Origin of the sequence: Caballeronia sordidicola (assembly GCF_001544455.2) — a bacterium.
Lineage (GTDB): Bacteria > Pseudomonadota > Gammaproteobacteria > Burkholderiales > Burkholderiaceae > Caballeronia > Caballeronia sordidicola.
The window spans coordinates 149,893-173,771 of record NZ_FCOC02000010.1 but is presented as its reverse complement, the minus strand read 5'-3'; the positions used below and the strand labels follow the sequence as shown (position 1 = coordinate 173,771).

The window sequence follows — 23,879 nt, the reverse complement described above, 5'->3', positions numbered from 1 at the left end:
CTCGAAATTTTTGCTCTGGCGGCCCGCCGCACTTGGCTGCACTATGTCGTTTCTATTAATCAGAAAGACGGGACGGCGGCATGACTACGATGCGAACCATAGGCATGATCGGCGGGATGAGTTGGGAATCGACCGCTGAATACTATCGGCTGATCAACCAGGATGTCCGCGCGCGGCTTGGTGGACTGAACTCGGCGCAAGTGCTGTTGCATAGCGTGAATTTCGCGCCCATCGAACGGCTGCAACGCGACGGACAATGGAACATTGCAGGTATCCGGCTGAGCGAGGCTGCGCGTCATCTCGAGGCGGGCGGTGCGCATTGCATTGTGCTCTGCACGAACACCATGCATCTGGTCGCGCCTCAAGTCGCCGCCGCGGTGTCCGTGCCGTTCCTGCATATCGTGGATCCGACTGGCATCGAAGCTCAAAGACGCGGCGTGCGCCGAGTCGGCTTTATTGGCACCGCGTTCTCCATGCGCGAAAGTTTCTTCCGCGACCGGCTTCTGGAGCGGCATGGAATCGCCACGATCGTTCCTGAGGCTGTGGAGCAGGCGGTCGTTCACGACATCATCTATCGCGAGTTGTGTCTTGGGATCGTGACGGAGGAATCGCGCAAGCTGTATCGCGATGTCATTCATGCGTTGGCGGCGCGCGGTGCCGAAGCTATCGTGCTGGGATGCACGGAAATCATGCTGCTGGTGAAGGCGGAGGACAGCCCCGTACCCCTGCTCGATACCACCGCGCTCCACGCCCGCGCCGCAGTCGATTTCTCGCTGGCGCAAGCCTGATCGGTTGAAGCGCCGTAGGTCAGTGCTCGCGCCTGTGGGTGAACACGCGCGGACGCACGGCCTCGATAACAGCCTCCGGCAGCACCTGATGCAAGGTGCGAACGGTGAAGTCGAGATCTTCCATTGCAACGTCGAATACAAGCCTCAGATCGTCGTGATCGCGCGACGCCTGGCTCACATATACGCCGAGCGGTGAATGAAAGAGGCGGCGAAGGCGCTCCCTCGCGGCTTCGTCCTGGGCGCTGCGAAGCACGGCAGAAAGATGAACCCGCGACGCGCACGGCGTTGCCGCGGTTTCCCGCTCCGCAGATTTACCGTTGGTTGCCGAGCCGATGATTCTTTCGAGTACAAGGTTCATGACGTTGCAAGCTCCTGTGTTCGGGATGACTTGCAGCGTATCTTTTCGTGCGTAAACGGCGCGTTAAATTTTCCAGCGCCGCCGTATAAACGGACTTAGTCGACGCCGTGAAAAACCGCGTCATCCGGGCCGATGTAAGCCGGCGCCTTCCAAGCAGCATCGCGCATGGAATGCTGGACCTGTTTTTCCACGCCCAGCAAGACCGCGAAAATGGCCATGCGCACCGGAATGCCGTTATCGGTTTGCCGAAAGATGGCAAGCCTTGGATCATGGTTGAGATCGGTGCTCAGGTCGTTGGCGCCGGGACGGCCATCGCGTGGCAGCGGATGCATGATCAGCGTGTCGGGCCCGCATACGCTTTCAACCAGTGCCTGATTGATTTGAAAGTCAGGCGTATAGCCTTCGATGGATTCATCGGCGAAACGCTCTTTCTGAATGCGCGTGGCATACACCACGTCGGCGCCTTTCAGACCGGCGTGCAAATCGCTTGTCTGCTCGACCACATGGTCGCCGCGCGTGATCTGATCGAGAATGGACGCGGGCATTTCAAGCGACGCCGGCGAGATCAACGTGAACTTCATCCCGCGATACAACGCCAGCAGCTTAGCAAGCGAGTGGACCGTGCGCCCGTATTTGAGGTCGCCCACCATTGCGATGTGCGAGCCGTCGACGATCTTGCCCACACGTGAAAATTCCCGCTGGATGGTGTAGAGATCGAGCAACGCCTGGCTCGGGTGTTCGCCGGGGCCGTCACCGGCGTTGATCACCGGCACATTGGTCGCGCGTACGAACTCAGCGACCGATCCTTTCTCGGGATGGCGCACCACGAGCGCGTCTGCGTAACCGCTGATCACGCGGCTGGTATCGTAAATGGACTCGCCTTTCGCCATCGATGAAAACGTGAAGCCCGTCGTGTCGCATACCGAGCCGCCGAGCCGGCAGAAGGCAGCGCCGAAGCTCACGCGCGTGCGGGTGCTTGCCTCGAAGAAAAGATTGGCAAGCACCGCGCCTTCCAGCACACGGGTAATTTTTTGCCGCCGCGCGATAGGTTGCATGGTGTCCGCGACCCGGAACAAGGCTTCGACAGAATCGCGCGTGAACTGATCGACTGAAAGCAGGTGCGGGCGGCCTTCGTACAGAATGGAAGGAGATTGTACGCGTTGCGTATATTCGTCGCCGGCGGGTGTCCTCTCCAATATCTCCATGACGTAGCGGCTTGCAATCTCGGGCATTGCGCGCGATTCGGCTGACTCATCCGGAAGCAACCAGGTATCGAGGGCTCGTCGCGCCACGCCGATCCGGTTTGCAAATGCATCGCGCGTCATGTTCAGGCGGCGCATGGCGTCGCGAAGCAGGGTTTGTTGTTGAAGAGGCATGTCGGACGCTCCGGGAGGTAATGTACGCGCTGCGTATATTAAATTACTCGCCCAAAAGGTGCAATACGACGTCGCGTGTGTGCGAAACGCGGCGATGTTCAAACACGTAGATACCTTGCCAGGTGCCGAGAACCATGCGGCCGTTGCTGACTGGAATGGATAGCTGGACTTGTGTCAGCGCAGTGCGCAAATGTGCGGGCATGTCGTCGGGGCCTTCGGCGTCGTGAACGTAGCGGCCCGGCGCTTCCGGGGCGATCGTCTCGAAGTATTGTTCGAGGTCGGTGCGTACGTCGGGATCGGCGTTTTCCTGGATCAGCAGCGAAGCCGATGTATGCCGGAGGAATACTGTAAGCAGTCCGGTTTCGATACCTTGCTCGCCGATCCAATTACGGGTCTCGCGGGTGATTTCGTGCAGACCGCGCGTGCGCGTGGTCACGCTCAGGTGATGGAGCGCCTGTTTCATACGGATGTCTCCAGAGGAAGGTGCGTTCGCCTCTGGAGTTTACCGGTTCATGCGAAGTGGCACAGGCGAGGCCGCTCATTCAGTGACCGAAGTAGACCGGTTTTGCCGCGTCACGAGCAACGTCAGCCCGTGCGCCCGACGCCGATGTGCTGCCTGTAGACGATCCATACGAACGCGTCGCAATGCCTTGTTGTTCCCAGACTTTCTGCTCGGCGGCCTGAATGTCCTGCGGATAGTTCACGTCTTCGCCGCCCGGGCTATAGCCGGCCTTTTCGAGTTGAGCGAGTTCGGCCTTGACCTGCGCGCGCGTCACGGGGCCGTTGCTCTGGGCGAACGTGAAAGCCGGTGCTGCCAACGCCGACGAGAGAACCAGTGCGGAGATAAGGAATTTTTTCATGATGACCTCAATAAAGTTAGTGATCCGATGTATTTAGCCAACTGCTAAACATGTTTTTCGATGCCTGGGCTCAAGGGCTCAATATGGGCGCGCGAGCGTTAGTTGGTTTCGCTGGCGCTTGCCGGCGTTGTGTTTGCCACTGCGTTGTTTGCCCGCTCTTGAGCAAGGCGCGTTTGCTGTTGCTCGAGTTGATGCGCGAAGATTGGATTGACGTCGGGGTAAGAGGTGTCCGTCACAAAATCGCGGCCGTCTTTCTGTGCCTGAATCAATTCCTGATAGACCTGCGCGCGGGTCTTGGTCTGTGCGAATGCGCTAGCTGAAGCAATAGTTCCAAGGGCTACGAGAGCGATGGCGAGGACTTTCATGTTCTTCTCCAAAGAGATTAAAAGGGTTAAGTGTTTTTGCGCTGTGTGCATTGGAGAGAACCCGGCAAAAGCCCGCGATATTCCCGACAAAGCCGATTATTTTCATGAACGGAAAAATTTGAATTTGACGGGAATAAGCCGTGATGGATTGTGTTTACGCGCTCAGGGACGCTTTTCTTTTCCGGCTGGCGGGGTGTTCTGGCGCGTAGCCTGAGGCCATGCGCAAACGGAATAAATCGCTTCATACTGTGTTCGCCTTATACCGACAGCAATTTTCCAATCAATCATGTCCATAGCAAAACCACCTTCGGAATCCAGGCTCTCCGAGTCCGATGTCCAGGCTTACGCCGACGGCATGCTCGATCCGAAACGCGCGTCCAGCGTCCAGCGCTACTTGCAAAAGCGGCCTGACGAGGCGCATCGTGTAGCGTTCTATGGACGGCTCAACCAGCAAATGCAGAATGCCTTTCACGAACCTGCCGACGAATCGCCCCCGCGCAAATCTGCTCCTCCGGCGCCAAGAAGATCGATCAGCACTGCGCTGATCGCCGCTGCAGCCGCGCTGGCGCTCGTCGCAGGCGGACTGTTCGCCTTCGACATCTCGGATTCCGCGCTCGACAATGCGTCGATCATGGCGCTCGAGCAGGCGGTCGCGTCGCAGGACATGGCGACCGGCGCGAGCGGTTATGCAAGCTCGGCGAAGGCGCTGGCGGACGCGCCTAACTTATATGTCGTAGGATTTCATCCGGCTGCGCGCCGCGACATGTCCCTGGGGCCGTTTGCCTCGGCGTCAGAGTATGTGTACCGGAATGCGGCGGGCGACGCAGCGGTCCTGCTGGTTGCGCCCGGGATCATGGCAAAACCGCAGCCGCAGTGGCGGGCGCATCGCATAGGTGAAACGCGCCTGCTCGAGTGGACTGCGGGCGGAAAACGCTACGTGCTGGCCGGGCGCGCGAACACGCGCGGTCTGATGCGCGCTGCGGACTTGATGACGGGCAACTAAAAAAGACGCGAGGAAAGGGAATAACCCGCAAAACGCGGTGTTAGCCCGATCATTCACAGCGGCGTTTTTTGCTCAGCGCCGGCACAAGCTTACAAAATGAAGGAAGGCCGATGGGCGTCCGTGACGAGTTAATGGAACATGTACCGCGATTACGCCGCTACGCGCGAGCGTTGATCAATAATCGCGACCTTGCCGACGACCTGGTTCAGGACACGCTCGAACGCGCGCTCCGGCATACCGAGAAATTCCAGACTGGCACCGACATGCGCGCGTGGCTTTTTACCATCATGCATAACGTATTCGCGAATCAGGCGCGCCGCGCGGGCGTGAAGGCGGTGCATGTTTCCGTCGATGACGAGAATATTTCCGAGCGCGAGTTCGCCGTGGCCGGCACGCAAACGCAGTCGCTTGAAATGCGCGATCTTGATTTCGCGCTGCAGCGGCTGCCGCTCGATCAACGCCAGGTCGTGCTGCTGGTTGGGCTGGAAGAAATGAGTTATTCCGATGTCGCGCAGGCGCTGGAAATTCCCATAGGGACCGTCATGTCGCGGCTTTCGCGCGGACGTGAGAGACTGCGCGCGCTGATGGCGGGCGCGCAACCCGGCGCTAAATTACAGGTGGTGCGATGAGCGAACAACAAACACCGATTACCGAAGACGAAATCCACGCCTACGTGGACGGATCGCTGGCCGAGCATCGCCGCGATGAGATCGATCGGCTGCTGGAACACGACGAAGGACTCGCCACCAAGATCAGCGACTATTTTTCGTTGAACAGCATGTTCCACGACCGCTACGATCGCGTGCTGAGCGAACCCGTGCCGCAACGGCTGTTGCCGCCCGAGCGCCGCCGCTGGCGCGACGCTGCAAACTGGCCGCAGTTCGCCGGAATGGCGGCGGCGCTCGTAATAGGCGTGGGCATTGGCGTGGGCGGCATGATGAGCAACGTGGGCGGTCGTGCGTTGATGCCGGGCAGCGGTGGCAGCGGGCATGTGGAACGCGCGAGCTTCACGCCCGGCGAATCGTTCGCGCGCCAGTCTGCCGTTGCGCACGTGATGTATGCGCCCGAAGTGATGCGGCCCGTCGAAGTTGGCGCCGATCGCGAGCAGGAACTGGTGACGTGGGTCTCCAAGAGGCTTGGCACCGACGTCCGGCCGCCTGTGCTCACGCGTGTCGGTTTCGAACTGATGGGCGGGCGCCTGTTGCCCGGCGACGATGGTCCGGTCGCGCAGTTCATGTATCACGACGCGAAGGGCGAACGCATTACGCTATGCATTTCGCATAGAAAGATCAGCTCGGACACGACCGCGTTCAAGCTGTATCAGGATGGCTCGGTGAATGTGTTCTATTGGATCGATGGCGACTTCGGCTATGCGGTTTCGGGCGCGATCGACCGCAAGGTATTGCTCGAGCTTTCGCATGACGTCTATTCGCAGTTGACACAGATGGGCGACGTTAAGCCGCGGACGTCCACTCAGTAAAACTTCTGGCTGACTCCGGCGTGATGCGCCGGAGTCGCCGTCGACATCAAAGTGAAATCCTGGTCCATCAGGATATCGAATCAAAAAATCAGCCATGAACAAACATCCTCCCCCTTCGGACCGGCATCGCTCACGGCAATCCATTCCGCTATTCCGGCTGGCGGTCATAGGCGCGGTTGTGGCTGCAATGGGCGGCGCTTTTGTGTATGCATCGGGCTTCGCCGCGCCCCAGCGCCTGACGCCGCAACGTATTGTCAATACGTTCGAAGCGAATGCGGGCGTTCATCCGGGATTTCGCCGCAATCACGCTAAAGGCGTTTGCGTGGAGGGGTATTTCGAAGGGAACGGGCAAGCGTCGGATATATCGAGTGCAAGCGTGTTCACTGCAATGCGTACTCCGGTTGTAGGCCGTTTTGCGATTCCCGGAAGCAATCCCTCCGCTCCGGATGCCAGCGTTCCGGTGCGCAGTCTTGCGCTTGATTTCAAGCTGCCCGACGGCCAGCAATGGCGCACCGGCATGAATAATACGCCGGTGTTTATTGTCAATACGCCGCAGGCTTTCTTTGCTCAACTGGTCGCATTGCAACCGGATCCCGCGACCGGCAAACCCGATCCCGCCAAGCTCAAGACGTTTTTTGCCGCGCATCCGGAGACCCAACCGTTTCAGGCATGGGTGAAAAACCATCCGCCGTCATCGAGTTTTGGAAACGCCGCGTACTACGGCATCAATGCGTTTCGCGCTATTGATGCAAGCGGCAAGACGCATTTCATCCGCTGGTCCATGGTGCCCGAGGCGCAGTATTCGCCGGTCACTGCCGACCAGAAGGGCGAGCACGATTTCCTCGATGCCGAATTGCGCGGCCGCCTGGCAAATGGCCCGTTGCGCTGGCATCTCGTGCTGACTGTTGCCCAACCCGGCGACGTGACCAACGACGCAACCCAGGCGTGGCCCGAAGACCGGCCGCACATTGACGCGGGTACGCTTGTGATCGAACGCGAAACGCCGCAAGCCGATGGCGATTGCCGCGATATCAACTACGATCCGACCATTCTTCCCACCGGCCTGAAACCGTCCGACGATCCGCTACTGGCGGCACGCTCGTCGGCCTACGCGGTCTCTTATAATCGCCGCACGCATGAGGAAGCGCGTGCTCAGGTATCCGCTCAGGCGTCCTCTCAAGCATCGACACGGAATCCCCAATGAGCGCCGAACATCGACATTTCAGTCCCGCCGCGCGTTTTTTCCACTGGCTGATGGCGCCGCTTGTCATAGCCATGTTGTTCATTGGCGTGGGAATGGTGGCCACGTTGTCTTCATGGCATCAGACGCTGATTGCAATCCACAAGCCGCTCGGCATTGCAATCCTCGTGCTGGTGAGCATGCGGTTCATCGTTCGATTGACGCACCGCACGCCGCCTTTGCCCGATGACATGCCGCGTTGGCAGCAGCACATCGCCCATCTTTCGCACTGGGTCTTTTATGCGCTGTTGTTCGCCATGCCGCTCGTCGGCTGGTCGATGCTGTCGGCGGGCGGCTTTCCAGTCCATCTGTTCGGATCGGTCTACTTGCCGCCCATCGCGCCACAAGACGTGCGGCTCTACGCGTTCTTGCGCTCGGCGCATACGACCCTTGGGTTATTGCTGTTCGCGACCTTCCTCGCGCATTTGGGCGCGGCCATGTTCCACGGCCTGATCAAACGCGATGGCGTGTTTTCGAGCATGGCGCGAGGCCGCGCGCGAGGTCACGAGTAAGCGGGCGGCTTCATGACATAGGGTCATGCAGCCTGCTCGACAGGCGTGACCTCCAGCTCGAGTTTTTGCGCGCCGCGCAGCACGGTGACGTTCACGACGCGGTCAATACGCGTTACATCCAGGCTCCGCTGCAAGCTGTCGACGCTGTCCACGGGCAACGCGTCGATAGCGACAATGCGGTCGCCCGTGCGCAATCCGCCGGTTGCTGCGGGACTTGCTTTCACCACTTCCATCACATGCACGCCGCTGGCCGAAGGCAAGCCGAAGTAGCGCTGCACGCGTCGCGAGATGGGCGACGTTGTCCCCGCTACGCCTATGTACGCGCGCCGCACGCGTCCGTGAGCGAAGAGCTGCATGATGACCCACTTGGCGGTGTCGATGGCGGTCGCGAACGAAATGGCCTGCGCGCCCGCGATGATCGCCGTGTTCACGCCAATGACCTGTCCCGCCGAGTTGATCAGCGGACCGCCCGAATTGCCCGGGTTCAGCGCCGCGTCGGTCTGGATCACGTCGTAGATCATGCGTCCGGAATTGGATCGCAAGGAGCGGCCGAGCGCCGAGACAACGCCGGTCGTAACGGTCTGGGCGAGGCCAAGCGGATTCCCCACGGCAATCGCGATCTGTCCAACGCGAAGCTTGCCGGATTCACCGAGTTCGACATGCGGCAATACTTCGGCTGAGCCGATGCGCAGCACCGCGAGGTCGCTGTCGGGGTCGTCGCCGACCAGATCGGCGTCGAACGTACCCCCGTCGGCGAGCGTGACGCGAATATGCGTCGCGCCGTGCACGACGTGGCTATTGGTCAGGAGATAGCCGTCGGGTGTGAAAATGAAACCCGATCCGGTTCCACCTTGCGTACCGCGTGGATTGCGGCCATTGGCTCCGCTAGCCACGTGCCGTTCGACTGAGATGAACGCAACTGCTTGCTGCACGCGTTCAAGCGCGCCGATGACCGTGCGCGAGTATGCGTCGAGGAGCGCTTCGTCGCCGAGGGGAGTCGAAAGGGCGGCCTCGGCGGCGCCGCGCGACATGTCATCGATAAATTGGGGACGGCTTCCCATGGTCGTGCTCCGGATAAATGGAACTTGAGATGCGGGATCAGGCCGCCGATTTCAAGCGGTGACCAGACAGCTTCCGTTTGGAAAGCCACCGTCAGCATTTTCGATGCAATCGATATCAGGAATGATCGTTTAGTCGCGCCTGCGTGCATTGCTAACATCATCGGCTGGCTTCCTTTCCTGCTCGTCTCCATGAAAATCCTTAACCGCCTTGCCGCCTGCGTTGCAATGGCGTTATTGGCTTCCTTTGCCATTAACGCGGTTGCGCAAACGCCATCGGGCGACCCCGTCAAGCTGCGCATCGGCTTTCAGAAATCGTCCACGCTGATTGCAATCCTCAAGGCGCGCGGCACGCTGGAAAAGGCGGTCGCACCGCTGAACGTGCGAATAGAGTGGAGCGAGTTTGCAAGCGGATTACCGCTTACGGAGGCGCTGAATGCCGACGCCGTGGACGTTAGCGCCGACGTGGCTGACACGGTTCCAGTCTTCGCGCAGGCGGCGAACGCCAATTTTGTTTATGTCGCGCAGGAAACGCCGTCGCCTTCGGCGCAGGCAGTAATTGTTCATCGCGATGCACCCATTCATTCGCTCGCCGACCTCAAGGGCAAGCGTATTGCCGTGACCAAGGCGGCTGGCGTCCACTATCTGTTGCTGTCCGCGCTTGCCCGCGCGAAGCTGACGCCCGCCGATGTCAAGATCAGCTATCTCGCGCCCGCCGACGCGCGAGCGGCTTTCGAGCGCAATGACGTGGACGCGTGGTTCGCATGGGACCCGTACGTGGCTTCGGTGGAACTGGATCCGGGCGCACGCATTCTGATCCGTGGCGATGGCCTCGCGTCCTATCAGCGCTATTACCTCGCATCGACTCCGTTCGCGCAAAAGTACCCGCAGATCGTCGATATCGTCTTCAAGCAACTGGTCGCGGCCGGTGTCTGGACCAAGGCGCACCCGCAAGATGCGGCCAGGATTCTAGCGCCGGTGTGGGGACTCGATCAGGCGACGGTGGAGCGCGCCAATTCACGCCGCACGTATGCAGTGCGCGCGGTTGCGGCGAAGAATTTCGGCGAGCAACAGGCCATAGCCGACAGTTTCTACCAGGCGAAGCTCTTGCCAAAGCCCGTCGATACCGCGAGCGCACTCGTCTGGGACTTTGCATCGCGCAAGGCGGTTGCGGCGAATACGGCAACCAGCGCCAACGTCGCCGCGGAAGGTGTTGTCAAACAACCTTAGCGAATGACCAATCGACAAAGCCGTGTTCCCAAAACCGCCCGCGCTTGCAGGCGGTTTTGCTTCAAGTGAACCCGGCTTTCCGACCACACCGGCCTGAGCATTCATTCATCCAGGGAGGCATTCCCATGCCCGATAAAAAATCACTTGCCATTGCATCGCGTCGTAAAGCATTGCTCAAACTCGCGGCGCTTGGTGCAGGCGCAACCAGCGCGTTGACCGGAACCGCGGCGCTCCTTACCAGCCAGAACGCGGTTGCCGACGGTTCGGAAAAGGTGTTTCGTATCGGCTATCAGAAGTACGGCAACTTCGTGGTTCTGAAAGCCCGCGGCACGCTCGACAAGCGGCTTGCCGCGCAGGGGATCACGGTGCAATGGCTTGAATTCCCGGCGGGTCCGCAACTGCTCGAAGGACTCAATGCAGGCGCGGTCGATGCAGGCACGGTCGGAGAAACGCCGCCTATTTTCGCGCAGGCAGCGGGCGTGGATTTTGTCTATGTGGGCAACGAACCGCCCGCGCCGCAGGGCGAGGCAATCGTCGTGCAGCAGGCTTCGCCAATCCGCTCCGTAGCGGATCTGCGCGGCAAGAAAGTGGCTTTGAACAAGGGTTCGAACGTCCATTACCTTCTTGTTGAAGCATTGAAGAATGCCAAGCTTTCCTACACCGATATCCAGCCGGTCTACCTGGCTCCTGCCGACGCACGCGCTGCGTTCGTGCAAGGCAGCGTGGATGCATGGGTGATCTGGGATCCGTATCTCGCCGCCGTGGAACGGCAGGCAAACGCGCGGGTGATCGCGGACGGCACGAATCTCGTGCGCAACACGCAGTATTACCTCGCGACGCGCAAGTTCGCGACGGCCCAGCCGCTTCTCGTGCGCGCGCTACTGGAAGAACTGGATCACGTCGATCAATGGGGCCGGGACAATATCCCCGATGTCGCCAAACTTTTATCGCCGCTGGTCGGGCTAGACACACCCACGCTCGAACGCGCGCTGAAACGTACGGCCTATGGCGTGCAGCCGATCACGCCGGAGACGATTGCGTATCAGCAGCAAATCGCCGACGTATTTACGGACCTTAAGCTGATTCCGAAAAAGCTGGCCGTCGCCGATGCACGCTGGAACGTCGGCTAATGCGTTCACGGAACCATCGCTAAGGCGTCACTTGAGACGCGTAAGCAGAATTGGCGAGAACCTTAGCTCAAATAAATCGTTCATGGGAAAAGTGCGCGTCGCTAAGATGATTCATCGGAACGGGCGCGGGTCCGGCGCATGCACTCGCATTTACGGCTACTCATTTCCGCTTGGCGGATAGACCGCACGGCACGCGCTGAACCTCGATTCAATAAGCAAGGCAGGAGCACGACAATGAATGTTTTCTGGTTCATTCCGACGCACGGCGACAGCCGTTATCTCGGCACGACCCAAGGCGCGCGCGCCGCGGACTATGACTACTTCCGCCAGATCGCGGTAGCTGCCGATACGCTCGGTTATGAAGGCGTCCTGCTGCCCACGGGCCGTTCGTGCGAAGACGCGTGGGTCGTGGCGTCGAGCCTGATTCCGGCAACGAAGCGCCTCAAGTTCCTGGTGGCGATCCGTCCGGGGCTGAGTTCGCCGGGGTTGTCGGCGCGCATGGCGTCCACGTTCGACCGCTTGTCCCATGGGCGTTTGCTGATCAATGTGGTGACGGGCGGCGATCCGGTCGAACTGGCGGGCGACGGCGTGTTCAATGATCACGATACGCGCTATGAAGTCACGGACGAATTCCTGAGCATCTGGCGTGGCTTGCTGGAGTCGTCGCACGAAGGCGGTTCGATCGATTACGAAGGCAAGCATCTGACGTCGAAGGGCGGCAAGGTGCTTTATCCGCCCGTGCAGAAAGCGCATCCGCCGCTGTGGTTTGGCGGTTCCTCGCCGGCAGCTCACGAGATCGCGGCCGATCATATCGATACGTATCTGACCTGGGGCGAGCCGCCCGCGGAAGTCGAAAAGAAGATCAGCGACATTCGCCGCCGCGCCGCAGAAAAAGGCCGCACGATCAAGTTCGGCATCCGCCTGCATGTGATCGTGCGCGAGACGGAAGAAGAGGCATGGGCGGACGCGGACAAGCTCATCAGCAAGCTCGACGACGAAACCATCCAGCGCGCTCAGGCGTCGTTCGCCAAGATGGATTCGGAGGGCCAGCGACGCATGGCGGCGTTGCATGGCGGCCAGCGCGACAAGCTCGAAGTCTATCCACACTTGTGGGCCGGCGTCGGTCTCGTGCGCGGTGGCGCGGGCACGGCGCTTGTCGGCAATCCGGAGCAGGTCGCGGGCCTGATGAAGGAGTACGCGGCGCTTGGTATCGATACGTTCATCCTGTCCGGCTATCCGCATCTTGAAGAGTCGTACCGGTTCGCCGAACTCGTGTTCCCGCTGCTGCCGCGCGAGCAGAAAGAGCGCGCGGCGGGTCCGTTGTCGGGACCGTTCGGCGAGATCGTGGGCACGTCGTATCTGCCGCGTGCATCGCAGAGCTGAAACAGGGAAGCACAATGAACGGACTTCCATTTCTTCGTCGTGCCGGCGTGCAGGCAGCGCCATGGCTCGTGCCCATCCTGATCCTCGTTGCATGGGAACTGGCGGCGCGAACAGGCGGCCTGTCGTCGCGTGTCCTGCCTGAACCGCTCGCGGTCGTCAAGGCCGCCTGGGAACTGATCCAGTCCGGCGATATGTGGGCGAACGTGAAGGTGAGCGCGTGGCGCGCGTTGACGGGTTTTGCGATCGGCGGCGGCATTGGTTTTGTGCTCGGACTGGGTACGGGTCTCTTCAAACCGGCCGAAGTCGCGCTCGACTCGACCGTGCAGATGATCCGCAACATCCCCGCGCTCGCCATGATTCCGCTGGTGATCCTGTGGTTCGGGATTGGCGAGGAAGCGAAGCTGTTCCTCGTTGCGCTTGGCGTGTTCTTTCCGGTTTACACCAATACATATCACGGCATTCGTTCTGTCGATGCAGACCTGATCGAGATGGCGCGCAGCTACGGACTCTCGGGTTTCTCGTTGTATCGCGACGTGATACTTCCGGGAGCGTTGCCGTCCATTCTCGTGGGCGTGCGTTTCGCGTTCGGCCTCATGTGGGTAATGCTGATCGTGGCGGAAACCATCTCGGCGCAATCGGGGATTGGATACATGACCATGAACGCGCGTGAGTTCCTGCAGACCGACGTAGTGGTGGTCGGCATCTTGCTGTACGCGTTGCTCGGCAAGCTCGCCGACATGCTCGCAAAATCCATCGAGCGCGCGACGCTGCGCTGGCATCCTGCTTATCAGAAGGGAGCAAAATCGTGACATCGGTTCTTTCATCGGGCAACGTCGCGTTCGCCAATGACCAACCGCGGGTCGTTGCACGCGAGCGCACGCCGGCGTCTCCTTCGCCGCGTTCGAATCCCGCGGACATGGCCGTCGCGCTCCAGGGCGTCGATAAACATTTCGGCAGCCGCAAGGTGCTCTCCAATTTCGATTTCGCCATTGAGCGCGGCAGTTTCGTGTCCATAGTCGGACGCAGCGGTTGCGGCAAGTCCACGCTGCTGCGCCTGATTGCCGGGCTTGAGAAAGCCACGGGCGGTGTCGTGCGCCGCAACGCGGCTGAAGGTTCGAGCGAATTGCAGACGCGCATCATGTTTCAGGACGCACGTCTGTTGCCATGGAAAAGCGTGCTGCAAAACGTGATGCTGGGCTTGCCGAAATCGTCGCGTGAGGACGCGCGGGCTACGCTTGCGGAAGTTGGCTTGAGCGCGCGCGAGGGCGACTGGCCGGCGCAATTGTCAGGTGGCCAGCGTCAACGCGTGGCGCTTGCTCGCGCGCTTGTGCATCGGCCGGATTTGCTGTTGCTGGACGAACCGCTTGGCGCGCTCGATGCGTTGACGCGCATCGAAATGCACGCGTTGATCGAGCGGCTATGGCGCGAGCATGGTTTTACGGCGCTTCTGGTCACACACGACGTTCAGGAAGCCGTGGCGCTGGGCGAGCGCATCGTGCTGATCGAAGAAGGCAGGATTTCCTTCGACGCCGCCATCACGCTCGCACGTCCGCGCACGCGCACGGCGGAAGGTTTTGCAGAGCTGGAAGAACAGGTTCTGTCGCGCGTGCTCAAGCATGGCGTGCAGGTTGCCTAGGTCATGGTCGATTAAGCCATGGCAACACTTTGCCGATGTCGACCGGCCCCGGCATGACTCGTTAAAAAAGGGAGCATCACATGGGCATCACAGCAATCAACGTACGCAACCAGTTCAAAGGCCACATCAAGGAAATCATTCGCGGCTCGGTGGTATCCGAGGTCGATGTGGAGACGCCGCATGGCATTGTGACGTCGGTGATCACCACGCGCTCGGTCGACGAACTCGAGCTCAAGGTGGGCAGCGAAGTCATCGCGTTCGTGAAGTCGACGGAAGTCTCGATTGCACGGCTCTAATGCAAACGGGGCGAACCTTGGTTCGCCCCGTTTTACTTGACCCCCGTTCAGATCAGAAGGCCGGAATGATGGAACCTTTGAACTGCGTATCGATGTAGTTCTTCACATCGGGCGACTCATAGGCCGATACCAGTTTCTTGACCCAGGGTGCATTGCGATCCTTCTCGCGAACGGCGATCAGGTTGGCGTACGGGCCCTTCAGGTCTTCAATGGCGATAGCGTCTTTGGTTGGCTGCAAGCCGGCCTTCACTGCGTAGTCCGTGTTGATCGACGCAGCGGTGAGGTCGTCCAGCGAACGCGGCAACTGAGCCGAATCGAGTTCAACCAGCTTGATACCCTTCGGATTTTCAACCACGTCGAGCGGCGTTGCATTCACGCCGTCCTTGCCCACGCCCGCCTTCAATTTGATCACGCCGTTCTTTTGCAGCAGCAATAGCGCGCGATTGCCGTTCGACGGATCGTTCTGGATACCGACCTTGGCGCCTTGGGGCAGGTCCTTCAGCGACTTGATCTTCTTTGAGTAGAAGCCCATGGGCGCGACATAGGTCAGGCCCACGTTGACGATCTTGTAGCCGCGCTGCTTGATCTGGCTATCGAGGAACGGCTGGTGCTGGAAGCCGTTGGCGTCCAGGTCGCCCGCGTCGAGCGCCGCGTTGGGCTGGATGTAATCGTTGAATTCGATCACCTTGATCTTGAGGCCTTCACGGGCCGCGACCTTCGACACCTCGGTCCAGATCTGCGCGTCCGGGCCGCTCATGGTGCCGACGCGCAGGGGCGCGTCTTCCGCATGGGCCGTGCCGAATACTGCGCCAAGCGCGGCGAACGCGACGCTTGCAATGATAGTTCTGCGATGCATGTGGAAACTCTTTCTGGTTAGCAGGGCCGCATCGTCTCACGACTTTCGCGGTGTTGGAACGAATCTGTTTTCATGTCGTTATGCAAATTTGAAAGGATGCATGGAAGCTCGCATCACGCACGCGACAAGCGCCGGTTATCGATCCACATGCGCGCCCAGCGCGCCGCGTAGGCCACGGCGAGGTCGGATTCGAAGAAGTAGTCGAGCGCGTCGAAAACATAAGCGCGTTTTTGCAGCGACGCTTCGTCCTGAATGACCAGGTTGGCGGCGAACAGACCGCTCGGCAGCGGTTGTGCGGCGGGAGCGACTTCATAGCCCTTGTAGTGCATGCTTGTTTGACCTCCGGTATTCGATGCAGTGAATTGCACGCACCCAGATTAGCCAGCGCCGCTTGACAAGGGAAACAAGCAATTGGCAGAAGCAAAGCCGCTCGAAGAGGGGATTGGAAAGAAGCAAATGTGGTGAAGGCGATGCGCAGGACGCAAGCGTTCAATCCGGACGCCACTGCTTTGGATAACGAACGTAGGCCACGGTATCCCGGCCTTAGCTACAGAATGATCGGCAGATATGCAAATGAATAAAAGATGGTATCCGCACGATTAACTTTCGCCTACCTTATAAATGCGGTGGCCGGAGCGCGCCGCGCCGGTCAGGCGTTCAAGGAGAACAGCGATGTCCGAACAGAAAGCCATCTTCAGGAGCTGGGGCAGTGAGGTGCTGCGTCAGTGGCGTGCACGGCGCGCTGCGGCCGCCAGTCTCGCGCGAGAAACAGCGCGCGAGCCGTATCATCTCGAACGCATCGCCACATGCGCGTGCAGCGGGTACTTCCATATGGGATATGTGGTCGACTCCTTTGTATTTACCCCGGAATTGCCGTTCAAGGACTAGTGCCACCGGCGTGCATCCTGAACAATGATCAGACTTTTATGCCCCGAGACTCATTTGATCGATGTATGAAAAAGCGCTGTGACCTGGACCGCCTGCTTTCTTCCGTTCCGACTCGCGGGAACGCGTTCCAATGAAGTTGGATGATATCGAGGCATTTGTCGCGGTCGTACGTTGCCAGTCGCTCACGCTTGCGTCCGAGTGGCTTGAAACAACGCAGCCCGCCGTCACACGGCGCATCCAGAGCCTGGAAGAAGCGCTCGGCGTTGAACTGCTCGACCGCAGGACCAAGCCTCTGAAACCGACATCGGCGGGGCGCGCGCTCTACGAGCAGTGCCGGGTGATCGTTCGCGAATCTGGCGTGTTGCGCGGATTGGTCGCGAGCAACGCGCCGCTTGCCGGCCCCTTGCGTATCGGCGTGGTGCAAACGGTCGCGGAACTCGCATTGGTCGATGCCCTGCGTGAACTCAAGCGCGTGCATCCCGATCTGAAAGCCCGCGTCTCCACCGGTTGGGGCGGTCAGTTGCTTCAGCAAGCGGAAGACGGCGCATTCGATGCGGCTGTCATGCTGCTGCCTTCCAATCAGCATTTCGCAGCGCCGCTCGCGGCACGGTCGCTAGGCCGTATCGAGGTGGTGATCGTCGCTCAGAAAGGTGCGTTGAAACCGCGCGTGCATCGCCTGAAGGATCTGCATCAGCATGGCTGGGTGCTCAATCCGGACGGTTGCGGTTTTCGTGCCGGACTGCAAAGGACGCTTGCCGCGCAGGGTCTGCCGCTCAAGATCAACCTGGAAACGCTCGGGTCCGAGTTGCAGCTCGGACTTGTTGCCGACGGCGTAGGCCTGGGTCTCGTACCCTTGCCGTTGCTCGAAACAAGTGAACACGCCGGGCGCCTAGAAGTTGTGAAGGCGGCGGATTTCGACCCGGCCGTCGACATCTGGCTGGTCCAGCCGTATGAACCGGGGAAGCTCCAGGCTGCTGTCGACGTATTGGCGTCAAGCATTCAACGCAGCTTCGACGCCGCCCGGATCACGCGAATGAGTCTGCCGGAAACCCGTTCGGTCGCTTGAGAATTGCGGCGCCAAAAGCAAAAAGGCAAAAGGCAAAAAGCAAAAAGCCTGGCGCGGTGAACGGGCCAGGCGTTTGTGCTTTCGTCGCGCAGCAAACTCAACGCGCCGTATCGAGTTCGGCGATTGCCTCGCGGGCATTGAACGCCAGCGCGAATTGCGCAGCTTGCCGGCCTACGGTTGCGAGTTGCTCGGCGACCTTCGGATCGGAGCAGGTATCGATGGTCTCAAAGCGTGTTTCCAGCGAGTTCACGGCCGCGCCATAGGGCGTCGGCCAGCCGCGCAGCGCATGGACAATGGAACGCAGGGATGTCAGCACGGCACCGCCGCCTTGCCATCCATACGCCGTCACCACGCAACCAACCGCCCGGCCGTCGAGATAGGGGCGCCGGTCGTTGCTAAGCTCTTCCAGCGTGTCCAGCGCGTTCTTGACGAGCCCCGAGACCCCGCCGTGATATCCCGGAGTGCCGATGATCACCGCGTCCGCTTCACGAACGGCTTCGATCAGTTCGACCTGGGCCGCGCTGCGTTCCTTGTGCTCTGGTGCGTAGTGCGGCAGGCTGTGCAGGAAGGTGCCGCCGAACAGGCGCGTGCGCGCGCCCTCGGCCTCGGCGCCGAGCAATGCAAGACGGAGTGCGCGTTCGGTCGATGAAGCCGCGCGGGTCGTGCCGCCAATGCCAACCACGAGCGGGCGGCGAAATTCGAAGCTCTTCAACGAAATACTCCCAGGAGTGCGGTGGGGCTGCGGCCGGCCGAAACAAAGCGAGCCAAAGAAACGCAGCGGATCATTTCTTCATCTTAGCGACCGATTTTCTCCGATGGAACCGAGCTTTGCTTGAATCGATATGCATTTTGCGTATTTCAACGCACATTTCTCCCCTGCCAAGCCTCGCCGCAGGGCACTCATACGCTTAAGTAATTAGCGCTTCGCAATTGATTATTAAGGCGATCACACCGGTTACGTTAAACTTTCGCCTCTCTAGAACCAGGGATGAACGGCGGCCGGCTTGCCCGAGCGATGTTGCTCAATGGGGAGTTCGTCGCTTTTTTTCGTTTACATGATCGAAATACGCAATCTGTCGCAACGTTTCGCAGGCCCACGAGGCTGGATCGAAGCATTGCATAACGTCAACTTGACGATACCGCCGGGCGAAGTGTTCGGCATCATCGGGCGCAGCGGCGCCGGGAAAAGCACGTTGGTGCGCACCATCAACCTGCTGACGCGGCCGAGCGAAGGCAGTGTGATCGTGGACGGCCACGACCTCACCACACTCTCGGCCGCGCAGTTGCGCACGGCGCGCCGCGATATCGGCATGATCTTCCAGCATTTCAATTTGCTGTCGTCGCGCACCGTCTTCGACAACGTCGCGCTGCCGCTCGAACTGGCCGGCATGAAGCGCGGCGAGATTGAAGCGACCGTGTTGCCGCTGCTGGATCTCGTCGGCCTGACGACGCAAAAGGACCGGTATCCGGCGCAGATCAGCGGCGGCCAGAAGCAGCGCGTAGGCATTGCCCGGGCGCTCGCCAGCAAGCCGAAGGTGCTGCTCTCGGACGAAGCCACCTCCGCACTCGACCCCGAGACCACGCGTTCGATTCTCGATCTGCTGCGCAAGATCAACAAGGAACTCGGCCTCACCATCGTTCTGATCACGCATCAGATGGACGTGATCAAGCAGGTCTGCGACCGCGTTGCCGTGCTTGACGCAGGCCGCGTGGTGGAGGAAGGCAACGTGGTCGATGTCTTCATGCAGCCGCATCATGAAGTCACGCGCGCGCTGATTGGCGATGTCATTGCGCACGAGCTGCCGCCCGCGTTGAAAGCACGCGTGGCCGAGCGCCTGAAGACCGGCGGCCATTTGTTGCGGCTCGCGTTCACCGGGTCGGGCGTGGACCAGCCGATTCTCTCCGAGACCATCCGCCGCTTCGAACTCGATTTCAATATCCTGCACGGGCAGATCGACGAGATCCAGGGCCAGGCGTTCGGCTCGCTTGCCGTGCTCGCGGGCGGCCAGCCGGCGAACGTGGCCGAAGCGATTGCGTACTTGCGTGAACAAGGTGTGGTGGTGGAGGAGATGTCCCATGTTGAGTGAAATGTTCGATATGTTCGTCCAGTCGTTCTGGGAAACGCTCTTGATGGTGGGCATTTCCGGACTCGTCGGCGCGGCGCTGGGCGTGCCGCTCGGCATACTGCTTTATCTCACCGACCGCGACGGCGTGTTGCGCAATCTCGGCGTGAACCGTGTCATGGGCGGCATTGTGAACGCCGTGCGCTCGACACCGTTTATCATCCTGCTGGTCGCGGTGATTCCGTTCACGCGGCTGGTGGTCGGTTCGTCCATTGGCACCATGGCGGCCGTCGTTCCGCTGACCATCGCGGCCGCGCCGTTTGTTGCGCGGCTCGTTGAAACCGCGCTGCGCGAAGTCGATCGAGGCTTGATCGAAGCAGCGCAAGCCATGGGCGCCACGACAAGCCAGATCGTATTCAAGGTGCTGCTGCCGGAGTCGTTGCCGGGCGTGGTCGCGGGATTGACGATTACGTTCGTGTCGCTGGTCGGTTATTCGGCGATGGCGGGCGCAATTGGCGGCGGTGGTCTCGGCGACCTGGGGATTCGTTACGGTTACCAGCGTTTCCTTCCAGAAGTGATGCTGACGGTGGTCGTAATCCTGATTGTGTTCGTGCAACTGGTGCAGTCATTCGGCGACTGGCTCGTGCGTCGTCTTAGTCATAAATAAGTTTTCATATAAAGCTCAGGGGTTGGTAATGCAACGTCGATTCATCTTCAAGCTGGCCGCCGTGATTGGCGCAGCAGCGCTTTTCGCCAACGTCGCTCAAGCCGACGAAACCATCAAGGTCGGCGTGACCGGCGGTCCGCATGCGCAGGTCATGGAAGTAGTCAGGCAAGTGGCCGCGAAGAATGGCCTGGACATCAAGATCGTGGAATTCGCGGACTACGTGCAGCCGAACGCGGCGCTGGCATCGGGCGATCTCGACGCCAACAGTTATCAGCACGCGCCATATCTGGACGCGCAAGTGAAGGACCGCGGCTACAAGATCATCAAGATTGCGGATACCGTCACGTTCCCCATGGGCATCTATTCGAAGAAGTTCAAGTCGCTCTCGGCGTTGCCCGCGGGCGCGCGCATCGCGGTGCCGAACGATCCGACCAACGGCGGCCGCGCTTTGTTGCTGCTGCAGAAGAACGGCTTGCTGAAATTGCGCGCGGACGCCGGCTTGAAAGCGACACCGCTCGATATTGTCGAGAATCCGAGGAAACTGAAGATCGTTGAACTCGATGCCGCGCAAATCCCGCGTTCGCTCGCCGACGTCGACGCAGCCGCGATCAATACGAACTTTGCGATGGAAGCGGGGTTGAAGCCCAAGCAGGACGCAATCGCAATTGAAGATCCGAATGGCCCGTATTCGAACATCATCGCCATTCGCGCCGCCGATAAAGACAAGCCGTGGGTAGCAAAGCTCGTCGCGGCTTATCACTCGGCGGAGGTCAAGCAGTTCATCGAAGGGAAGTACGCGGGTGCGGTGATCGCTGCCTGGTAATCAACGTATCGACGTATCGACGTATGAAAAAAAACGCGCGGCCATGACGGCCGCGCGTTTTGTTTCAACTGAAAGCGGGTCTTGCGCCTCAGCTCTCTTCGGCCCACGCCATGTTTTCCCGTGCCATCAAGGCCGACGACGCCGCCGGTCCAAACGTGCCCGCCGTATAGGTACGCGGACGATCGTTCAGTTCTTTCCAGCCGTCGAGAATCGGTTCCACCCACGCCCACGCCGCTTCCAGTTCATCGCGACGCATGAAGTGCGTCAGCCGGCCGCGCATCACGTCGATCAGCAGACGCTCGTACGCTTCCGCGCGACGTTCGGTGAACGCCTGCTGCAAGTCGAGATTCAGGTTCACGGGCAGCATATGCATGCCGCTGCCGGGCTCCTTGGCGAGCATCTGCAACTGGATCGATTCTTCCGGCTGCAACTGGATAATCAGGCGGTTGCCGTAGTTACGCGGACCGCTTGGGATAATCGAAAACGGCAGGTCGGCGAATTCGATCACGATCTCCGATTGCTTCTTCTGCAGCCGCTTGCCCGTGCGCAGGAAAAAGGGCACGTTCGCCCAGCGCCAGTTGTTGATATGCGCGCGAATGGCCACGAAGGTTTCCGCACGGCTCTCCGTTGGCACGTTGTCTTCTTCCAGATAACCCTTGACCGGCTCGCCGCCAATCGCGCCCGGGCTGTATTGACCGCGTACGGTATCGCGGGCGATATCGGCAACGGTCATCTTGCGCAGCGAGCGCAGCACCTTGAGTTTTTCGTCGCGCACCGCGTCGGGATCGAGCGACACTGGCGGTTCCATGGCCACGATGCACAACAGTTGCAGCAGGTGGTTCTGCACCATGTCGCGCAATGCGCCGGTCTGGTCATAGAAGCCCGCACGGCTGCCCACGCCCACTGTTTCCGCTACCGTGATCTGCACGCTCTTGATGTACGGCGCTTGCCACAATGGCCCGAAGATCGCGTTGCCAAAGCGCAGCACCATCAGGTTCTGCACCGTTTCCTTGCCCAGATAATGATCGATGCGATAAATCTGCGCTTCGTTGAAATGACGTCCCACCGACGCGTTGATAGCCTGCGCCGAAGCAAGGTCGTGACCCAGCGGTTTTTCCAGCACGACGCGCGAATTCGCATCGACAAGGCCGGACGCCGCAAGGTTGTCGCAGATGGTCGTGAAGAGTTCCGGCGACGTCGCGAGATAAAACACGCGGCAGACATCCTTGCGCGCGGCTTCGGCGAGGTTCAGGTAATCGCCCGGCTGGTCGATGTTGATGCGCACGTATTCGAACAGGCCGAGAAACGTGTCCCACGCCTGCGGGTCGAGCGCCTTTGCATCGACGAAAGGTTTGGACTGTTCCTGGACGAACTGCACGTACTGTTCGCGCGACCAGTCGCGGCGGCCAATGGCGATAATGCGCGTCTGCGCCGGCAGGTTATCGTGCAGATGCGCCATATACAGCGCGGGCAGAAGCTTGCGTGCGGACAGATCGCCGGCGCCGCCGAAAATGATCATGTCGACAGGGAGGTCGGGCGCAGCGGAAGGAGTCTGAGTGGTCATGGTGCGTAGGAAATCGCGGGTTGATGCAGCCAAGTTTGCGCTCCGTGGGAGCGGCCTTTTACGACGCTAAGTATGTCGTTATACCAGTTACGCTCCAATCGGGCTTGCCCGGCTTGCGGCCAGGGAACCCGATATCTTTCGCACTTGGCCCGATTTTCCGGCGTGCCTGCTTCGAAAGCGGCTAACGGACAAACTATTTCCCGAATGTTCGTCGAAATACCGGAAACACTTCAGCCGTATTGTGCAATAAAGCCATGTCTTTTTAATTTCCTGTTCCCATGATCAAACTTGAAGACCTGCTTATCTTCGTGACAGCGGCAGATAGCAGCAGCTTGTCGGCGGCCGCGCGGCAACTGAACTTGACGCCGTCCGTAGCGAGTGCCGGGCTCAAGCGGCTGGAAAACGAGCTAGGCGTCCGGTTGCTGGCGCGCTCGACGCGCAGCTTGCGGCTCACGCCGGATGGCGAGCGATATCTTCAGTACGCGCGCAATGTCATTGGGGAAGTCGAAGCCGGGCGGCACGCTGTGGCGCGGGGTCGCCAGGCTATAGGCGGGACAGTGTCGCTCTCTATTCCATCGGATCTTGGACGACACGTGCTCGCGCCCTGGCTCGATGAATTTCAGACCAAATATCCGGACGTCACGCTGCAGGTTCGTATTGGCGACCGCGTGACCAACATGTTCAGCAACGCGGTCGACCTCGCGGTCCGCTATGGAACGCCCGAGGATTCGACCCTGATTGCATTGCCATTGGCCCCGGAAAACCGGCGGGTGTTGTGTGCGTCGCCGACTTATTTATCCCAGCACGATTACCCGCTTGTCCCGGAAGATTTGCTCAAGCACAACTGCCTGCGCTTTTCGCTAAGCGATACGGTGCACGATCATTGGACGTTTTATTCCGGCGGCGAACCGGCTTCGGTCAATGTGCGTGGCAATCGCAGCAGTGATGACGGCGAACTGGTCCGTCGATGGGCAATCGCGGGGCATGGTCTCGCATATAAATCGAGAATCGATGTGCTTGGCGACCTGCGCAGCGGCGCGCTTCAGGCGTTGTTGACAGAGCTGGAAGGCGAGCGCGCGCCGTTGAGTCTGGTTTGCGCGCACAGGCTGATGCTTTCTCCCACGATCAATGCGTTGCGCGATTTCCTGCAGCAGCGGATCACGGGCTATCTGGCGGGACCCGCTTGAAAATATAAACAGATGCCCGGAACACTCTGGGCATCTTCATCGGACATGCA

Annotated in this window: 29 protein-coding genes; 19 read left to right on the top strand and 10 right to left on the bottom strand. The window is 60.1% G+C overall.

Annotated features, from left to right (window positions below; genetic code table 11):
* Positions 1-89 precede the first annotated feature (89 nt).
* Entirely contained in the window at positions 90-788 is a 699-nt protein-coding gene (locus tag AWB64_RS17540; protein WP_060856702.1) for an aspartate/glutamate racemase family protein, read from the top strand.
* A gap of 19 nt (positions 789-807) precedes the next feature.
* Here the strand turns inward: AWB64_RS17540 and AWB64_RS17535 are convergent, their stop codons facing one another.
* The 5 genes from AWB64_RS17535 to AWB64_RS17515 all read right to left on the bottom strand — a co-directional run bounded on the left by AWB64_RS17535 (position 808) and on the right by AWB64_RS17515 (position 3,747).
* Positions 808-1,146: a hypothetical protein gene (locus AWB64_RS17535; RefSeq protein WP_060856701.1), complete on the bottom strand. Its 339-nt coding sequence runs from the start codon at positions 1,144-1,146 to the stop codon at positions 808-810.
* A 95-nt stretch (positions 1,147-1,241) separates the two neighbouring features.
* A complete protein-coding gene (locus tag AWB64_RS17530) occupies positions 1,242-2,522 on the bottom strand; it encodes an aspartate carbamoyltransferase (RefSeq protein WP_060856700.1) in 1,281 nt (426 codons plus the stop codon).
* 43 nt (positions 2,523-2,565) lie between these two features.
* Positions 2,566-2,985 (bottom strand): secondary thiamine-phosphate synthase enzyme YjbQ, encoded by a 420-nt coding sequence (locus AWB64_RS17525; protein WP_060856699.1) that lies wholly within the window; start codon positions 2,983-2,985, stop codon positions 2,566-2,568.
* A gap of 79 nt (positions 2,986-3,064) precedes the next feature.
* Entirely contained in the window at positions 3,065-3,382 is a 318-nt protein-coding gene (locus AWB64_RS17520) for a DUF4148 domain-containing protein (protein ID WP_060856698.1), read from the bottom strand.
* Between the two features lie 98 nt (positions 3,383-3,480).
* Positions 3,481-3,747 carry a DUF4148 domain-containing protein gene (locus tag AWB64_RS17515; RefSeq protein WP_060856697.1) on the bottom strand — a complete coding sequence of 89 codons (267 nt, stop codon included), beginning with the start codon at positions 3,745-3,747 and terminating at the stop codon, positions 3,481-3,483.
* On the opposite strand from AWB64_RS17515, the gene AWB64_RS31605 reads away from it, so the two are divergent.
* From AWB64_RS31605 to AWB64_RS17490, 6 genes are all read left to right on the top strand, one after another.
* Entirely contained in the window at positions 3,746-3,961 is a 216-nt protein-coding gene (locus AWB64_RS31605; RefSeq protein ID WP_157766650.1) for a hypothetical protein, read from the top strand. The genes AWB64_RS17515 and AWB64_RS31605 overlap by 2 nt on opposite strands.
* Positions 3,962-4,033: 72 nt before the next feature.
* Positions 4,034-4,750: an anti-sigma factor family protein gene (locus AWB64_RS17510; protein ID WP_063493230.1), complete on the top strand. Its 717-nt coding sequence runs from the start codon at positions 4,034-4,036 to the stop codon at positions 4,748-4,750.
* A 110-nt stretch (positions 4,751-4,860) separates the two neighbouring features.
* Positions 4,861-5,379, top strand: coding sequence for an RNA polymerase sigma factor (locus tag AWB64_RS17505; RefSeq protein ID WP_060856695.1), 519 nt, complete (start codon positions 4,861-4,863; stop codon positions 5,377-5,379).
* Positions 5,376-6,230 carry an anti-sigma factor family protein gene (locus AWB64_RS17500; protein WP_060856694.1) on the top strand — a complete coding sequence of 285 codons (855 nt, stop codon included), beginning with the start codon at positions 5,376-5,378 and terminating at the stop codon, positions 6,228-6,230. Before AWB64_RS17505 ends, AWB64_RS17500 begins: the two co-directional genes overlap by 4 nt.
* Before the next feature lie 94 nt (positions 6,231-6,324).
* A complete protein-coding gene (locus AWB64_RS17495) occupies positions 6,325-7,434 on the top strand; it encodes a catalase family peroxidase (RefSeq protein WP_060856693.1) in 1,110 nt (369 codons plus the stop codon).
* A complete protein-coding gene (locus AWB64_RS17490) occupies positions 7,431-7,982 on the top strand; it encodes a cytochrome b (RefSeq protein ID WP_060856692.1) in 552 nt (183 codons plus the stop codon). The genes AWB64_RS17495 and AWB64_RS17490 overlap by 4 nt, the downstream gene beginning before the upstream one ends.
* Positions 7,983-8,005: 23 nt before the next feature.
* On the opposite strand, the gene AWB64_RS17485 is transcribed toward AWB64_RS17490, so the two are convergent.
* Positions 8,006-9,043: a S1C family serine protease gene (locus AWB64_RS17485; protein WP_060856691.1), complete on the bottom strand. Its 1,038-nt coding sequence runs from the start codon at positions 9,041-9,043 to the stop codon at positions 8,006-8,008.
* 189 nt (positions 9,044-9,232) lie between these two features.
* Here AWB64_RS17485 and AWB64_RS17480 point away from each other — a divergent pair, with 189 nt between their 5' ends.
* The 6 genes from AWB64_RS17480 (at position 9,233) to AWB64_RS17455 (ending at position 14,715) form a co-directional block, all read left to right on the top strand.
* On the top strand, positions 9,233-10,270 hold the full coding sequence (locus AWB64_RS17480) for an aliphatic sulfonate ABC transporter substrate-binding protein (RefSeq protein ID WP_060856755.1): 1,038 nt from the start codon (positions 9,233-9,235) through the stop codon (positions 10,268-10,270).
* Positions 10,271-10,395: 125 nt separating this feature from the next.
* Entirely contained in the window at positions 10,396-11,400 is a 1,005-nt protein-coding gene (locus tag AWB64_RS17475) for a sulfonate ABC transporter substrate-binding protein (RefSeq protein ID WP_060856690.1), read from the top strand.
* A 234-nt stretch (positions 11,401-11,634) separates the two neighbouring features.
* On the top strand, positions 11,635-12,783 hold the full coding sequence (ssuD, locus tag AWB64_RS17470) for an FMNH2-dependent alkanesulfonate monooxygenase (protein ID WP_060856689.1): 1,149 nt from the start codon (positions 11,635-11,637) through the stop codon (positions 12,781-12,783).
* A 14-nt stretch (positions 12,784-12,797) separates the two neighbouring features.
* Complete coding sequence (gene ssuC, locus AWB64_RS17465; RefSeq protein WP_060856688.1) at positions 12,798-13,592, top strand: aliphatic sulfonate ABC transporter permease SsuC; 795 nt, start codon at positions 12,798-12,800, stop codon at positions 13,590-13,592.
* Positions 13,589-14,419 (top strand): ATP-binding cassette domain-containing protein, encoded by an 831-nt coding sequence (locus AWB64_RS17460; RefSeq protein WP_075643298.1) that lies wholly within the window; start codon positions 13,589-13,591, stop codon positions 14,417-14,419. The genes ssuC and AWB64_RS17460 overlap by 4 nt, the downstream gene beginning before the upstream one ends.
* An 80-nt stretch (positions 14,420-14,499) precedes the next feature.
* Positions 14,500-14,715 carry a TOBE domain-containing protein gene (locus AWB64_RS17455; RefSeq protein WP_056365821.1) on the top strand — a complete coding sequence of 72 codons (216 nt, stop codon included), beginning with the start codon at positions 14,500-14,502 and terminating at the stop codon, positions 14,713-14,715.
* 52 nt (positions 14,716-14,767) lie between these two features.
* Here AWB64_RS17455 and AWB64_RS17450 read toward each other — a convergent pair whose 3' ends face one another.
* Together AWB64_RS17450 and AWB64_RS17445 are read right to left on the bottom strand one after the other, a co-directional pair.
* Positions 14,768-15,571: a MetQ/NlpA family ABC transporter substrate-binding protein gene (locus AWB64_RS17450; protein ID WP_060856687.1), complete on the bottom strand. Its 804-nt coding sequence runs from the start codon at positions 15,569-15,571 to the stop codon at positions 14,768-14,770.
* Positions 15,572-15,684: 113 nt separating this feature from the next.
* Positions 15,685-15,900 carry a hypothetical protein gene (locus AWB64_RS17445; protein ID WP_060856686.1) on the bottom strand — a complete coding sequence of 72 codons (216 nt, stop codon included), beginning with the start codon at positions 15,898-15,900 and terminating at the stop codon, positions 15,685-15,687.
* 343 nt (positions 15,901-16,243) lie between these two features.
* On the opposite strand from AWB64_RS17445, the gene AWB64_RS17440 reads away from it, so the two are divergent.
* Both AWB64_RS17440 and AWB64_RS17435 read left to right on the top strand, forming a co-directional pair.
* The gene (locus AWB64_RS17440; RefSeq protein ID WP_060856685.1) at positions 16,244-16,459 is read left to right on the top strand and encodes a hypothetical protein; all 216 of its coding nucleotides are present in this window, start codon (positions 16,244-16,246) and stop codon (positions 16,457-16,459) included.
* A 130-nt stretch (positions 16,460-16,589) separates the two neighbouring features.
* The gene (locus tag AWB64_RS17435) at positions 16,590-17,525 is read left to right on the top strand and encodes a LysR family transcriptional regulator (RefSeq protein WP_060856684.1); all 936 of its coding nucleotides are present in this window, start codon (positions 16,590-16,592) and stop codon (positions 17,523-17,525) included.
* A gap of 97 nt (positions 17,526-17,622) precedes the next feature.
* Here AWB64_RS17435 and AWB64_RS17430 read toward each other — a convergent pair whose 3' ends face one another.
* Positions 17,623-18,237 carry an NADPH-dependent FMN reductase gene (locus AWB64_RS17430; RefSeq protein WP_060856683.1) on the bottom strand — a complete coding sequence of 205 codons (615 nt, stop codon included), beginning with the start codon at positions 18,235-18,237 and terminating at the stop codon, positions 17,623-17,625.
* Between the two features lie 343 nt (positions 18,238-18,580).
* Between AWB64_RS17430 and AWB64_RS17425 the strand changes: the two genes are divergently transcribed.
* Genes AWB64_RS17425 through AWB64_RS17415 form a run of 3 tightly spaced genes read left to right on the top strand, consistent with a single transcriptional unit; the run spans position 18,581 to position 21,078 of the window.
* Positions 18,581-19,612, top strand: coding sequence for a methionine ABC transporter ATP-binding protein (locus AWB64_RS17425; RefSeq protein ID WP_060856753.1), 1,032 nt, complete (start codon positions 18,581-18,583; stop codon positions 19,610-19,612).
* Entirely contained in the window at positions 19,602-20,255 is a 654-nt protein-coding gene (locus AWB64_RS17420; RefSeq protein WP_060856682.1) for a methionine ABC transporter permease, read from the top strand. The genes AWB64_RS17425 and AWB64_RS17420 overlap by 11 nt, the downstream gene beginning before the upstream one ends.
* A gap of 28 nt (positions 20,256-20,283) precedes the next feature.
* Complete coding sequence (locus AWB64_RS17415) at positions 20,284-21,078, top strand: MetQ/NlpA family ABC transporter substrate-binding protein (protein WP_060856681.1); 795 nt, start codon at positions 20,284-20,286, stop codon at positions 21,076-21,078.
* Positions 21,079-21,166: 88 nt separating this feature from the next.
* On the opposite strand, the gene zwf is transcribed toward AWB64_RS17415, so the two are convergent.
* Entirely contained in the window at positions 21,167-22,642 is a 1,476-nt protein-coding gene (gene zwf, locus AWB64_RS17410) for a glucose-6-phosphate dehydrogenase (RefSeq protein WP_060856680.1), read from the bottom strand.
* A 278-nt stretch (positions 22,643-22,920) separates the two neighbouring features.
* Between zwf and AWB64_RS17405 the strand changes: the two genes are divergently transcribed.
* Complete coding sequence (locus tag AWB64_RS17405; protein ID WP_060856679.1) at positions 22,921-23,829, top strand: LysR family transcriptional regulator; 909 nt, start codon at positions 22,921-22,923, stop codon at positions 23,827-23,829.
* Positions 23,830-23,879 lie beyond the last annotated feature (50 nt).

Excerpts from the sequence above, each read along its gene's own strand:
- AWB64_RS17455 (WP_056365821.1), top strand. The coding sequence starts at position 14,500 with ATGGGCATCACAGCAATCAACGTACGCAACCAGTTCAAAGGCCACATC.
- AWB64_RS17525 (WP_060856699.1), bottom strand. The coding sequence starts at position 2,985 with ATGAAACAGGCGCTCCATCACCTGAGCGTGACCACGCGCACGCGCGGT.
- AWB64_RS31605 (WP_157766650.1), top strand. The coding sequence starts at position 3,746 with ATGTTCTTCTCCAAAGAGATTAAAAGGGTTAAGTGTTTTTGCGCTGTG.
- AWB64_RS17415 (WP_060856681.1), top strand. The coding sequence starts at position 20,284 with ATGCAACGTCGATTCATCTTCAAGCTGGCCGCCGTGATTGGCGCAGCA.
- AWB64_RS17485 (WP_060856691.1), bottom strand. The coding sequence starts at position 9,043 with ATGGGAAGCCGTCCCCAATTTATCGATGACATGTCGCGCGGCGCCGCC.
- AWB64_RS17435 (WP_060856684.1), top strand. The coding sequence starts at position 16,590 with ATGAAGTTGGATGATATCGAGGCATTTGTCGCGGTCGTACGTTGCCAG.
- ssuD (WP_060856689.1), top strand. The coding sequence starts at position 11,635 with ATGAATGTTTTCTGGTTCATTCCGACGCACGGCGACAGCCGTTATCTC.
- AWB64_RS17505 (WP_060856695.1), top strand. The coding sequence starts at position 4,861 with ATGGGCGTCCGTGACGAGTTAATGGAACATGTACCGCGATTACGCCGC.
- AWB64_RS17450 (WP_060856687.1), bottom strand. The coding sequence starts at position 15,571 with ATGCATCGCAGAACTATCATTGCAAGCGTCGCGTTCGCCGCGCTTGGC.
- AWB64_RS17530 (WP_060856700.1), bottom strand. The coding sequence starts at position 2,522 with ATGCCTCTTCAACAACAAACCCTGCTTCGCGACGCCATGCGCCGCCTG.
- ssuC (WP_060856688.1), top strand. The coding sequence starts at position 12,798 with ATGAACGGACTTCCATTTCTTCGTCGTGCCGGCGTGCAGGCAGCGCCA.
- AWB64_RS17440 (WP_060856685.1), top strand. The coding sequence starts at position 16,244 with ATGTCCGAACAGAAAGCCATCTTCAGGAGCTGGGGCAGTGAGGTGCTG.
- AWB64_RS17490 (WP_060856692.1), top strand. The coding sequence starts at position 7,431 with ATGAGCGCCGAACATCGACATTTCAGTCCCGCCGCGCGTTTTTTCCAC.
- AWB64_RS17540 (WP_060856702.1), top strand. The coding sequence starts at position 90 with ATGCGAACCATAGGCATGATCGGCGGGATGAGTTGGGAATCGACCGCT.
- AWB64_RS17495 (WP_060856693.1), top strand. The coding sequence starts at position 6,325 with ATGAACAAACATCCTCCCCCTTCGGACCGGCATCGCTCACGGCAATCC.
- AWB64_RS17425 (WP_060856753.1), top strand. The coding sequence starts at position 18,581 with ATGATCGAAATACGCAATCTGTCGCAACGTTTCGCAGGCCCACGAGGC.
- AWB64_RS17515 (WP_060856697.1), bottom strand. The coding sequence starts at position 3,747 with ATGAAAGTCCTCGCCATCGCTCTCGTAGCCCTTGGAACTATTGCTTCA.
- AWB64_RS17405 (WP_060856679.1), top strand. The coding sequence starts at position 22,921 with ATGATCAAACTTGAAGACCTGCTTATCTTCGTGACAGCGGCAGATAGC.
- AWB64_RS17535 (WP_060856701.1), bottom strand. The coding sequence starts at position 1,146 with ATGAACCTTGTACTCGAAAGAATCATCGGCTCGGCAACCAACGGTAAA.
- AWB64_RS17520 (WP_060856698.1), bottom strand. The coding sequence starts at position 3,382 with ATGAAAAAATTCCTTATCTCCGCACTGGTTCTCTCGTCGGCGTTGGCA.
- AWB64_RS17445 (WP_060856686.1), bottom strand. The coding sequence starts at position 15,900 with ATGCACTACAAGGGCTATGAAGTCGCTCCCGCCGCACAACCGCTGCCG.
- zwf (WP_060856680.1), bottom strand. The coding sequence starts at position 22,642 with ATGACCACTCAGACTCCTTCCGCTGCGCCCGACCTCCCTGTCGACATG.
- AWB64_RS17510 (WP_063493230.1), top strand. The coding sequence starts at position 4,034 with ATGTCCATAGCAAAACCACCTTCGGAATCCAGGCTCTCCGAGTCCGAT.
- AWB64_RS17480 (WP_060856755.1), top strand. The coding sequence starts at position 9,233 with ATGAAAATCCTTAACCGCCTTGCCGCCTGCGTTGCAATGGCGTTATTG.
- AWB64_RS17500 (WP_060856694.1), top strand. The coding sequence starts at position 5,376 with ATGAGCGAACAACAAACACCGATTACCGAAGACGAAATCCACGCCTAC.
- AWB64_RS17420 (WP_060856682.1), top strand. The coding sequence starts at position 19,602 with ATGTTGAGTGAAATGTTCGATATGTTCGTCCAGTCGTTCTGGGAAACG.
- AWB64_RS17475 (WP_060856690.1), top strand. The coding sequence starts at position 10,396 with ATGCCCGATAAAAAATCACTTGCCATTGCATCGCGTCGTAAAGCATTG.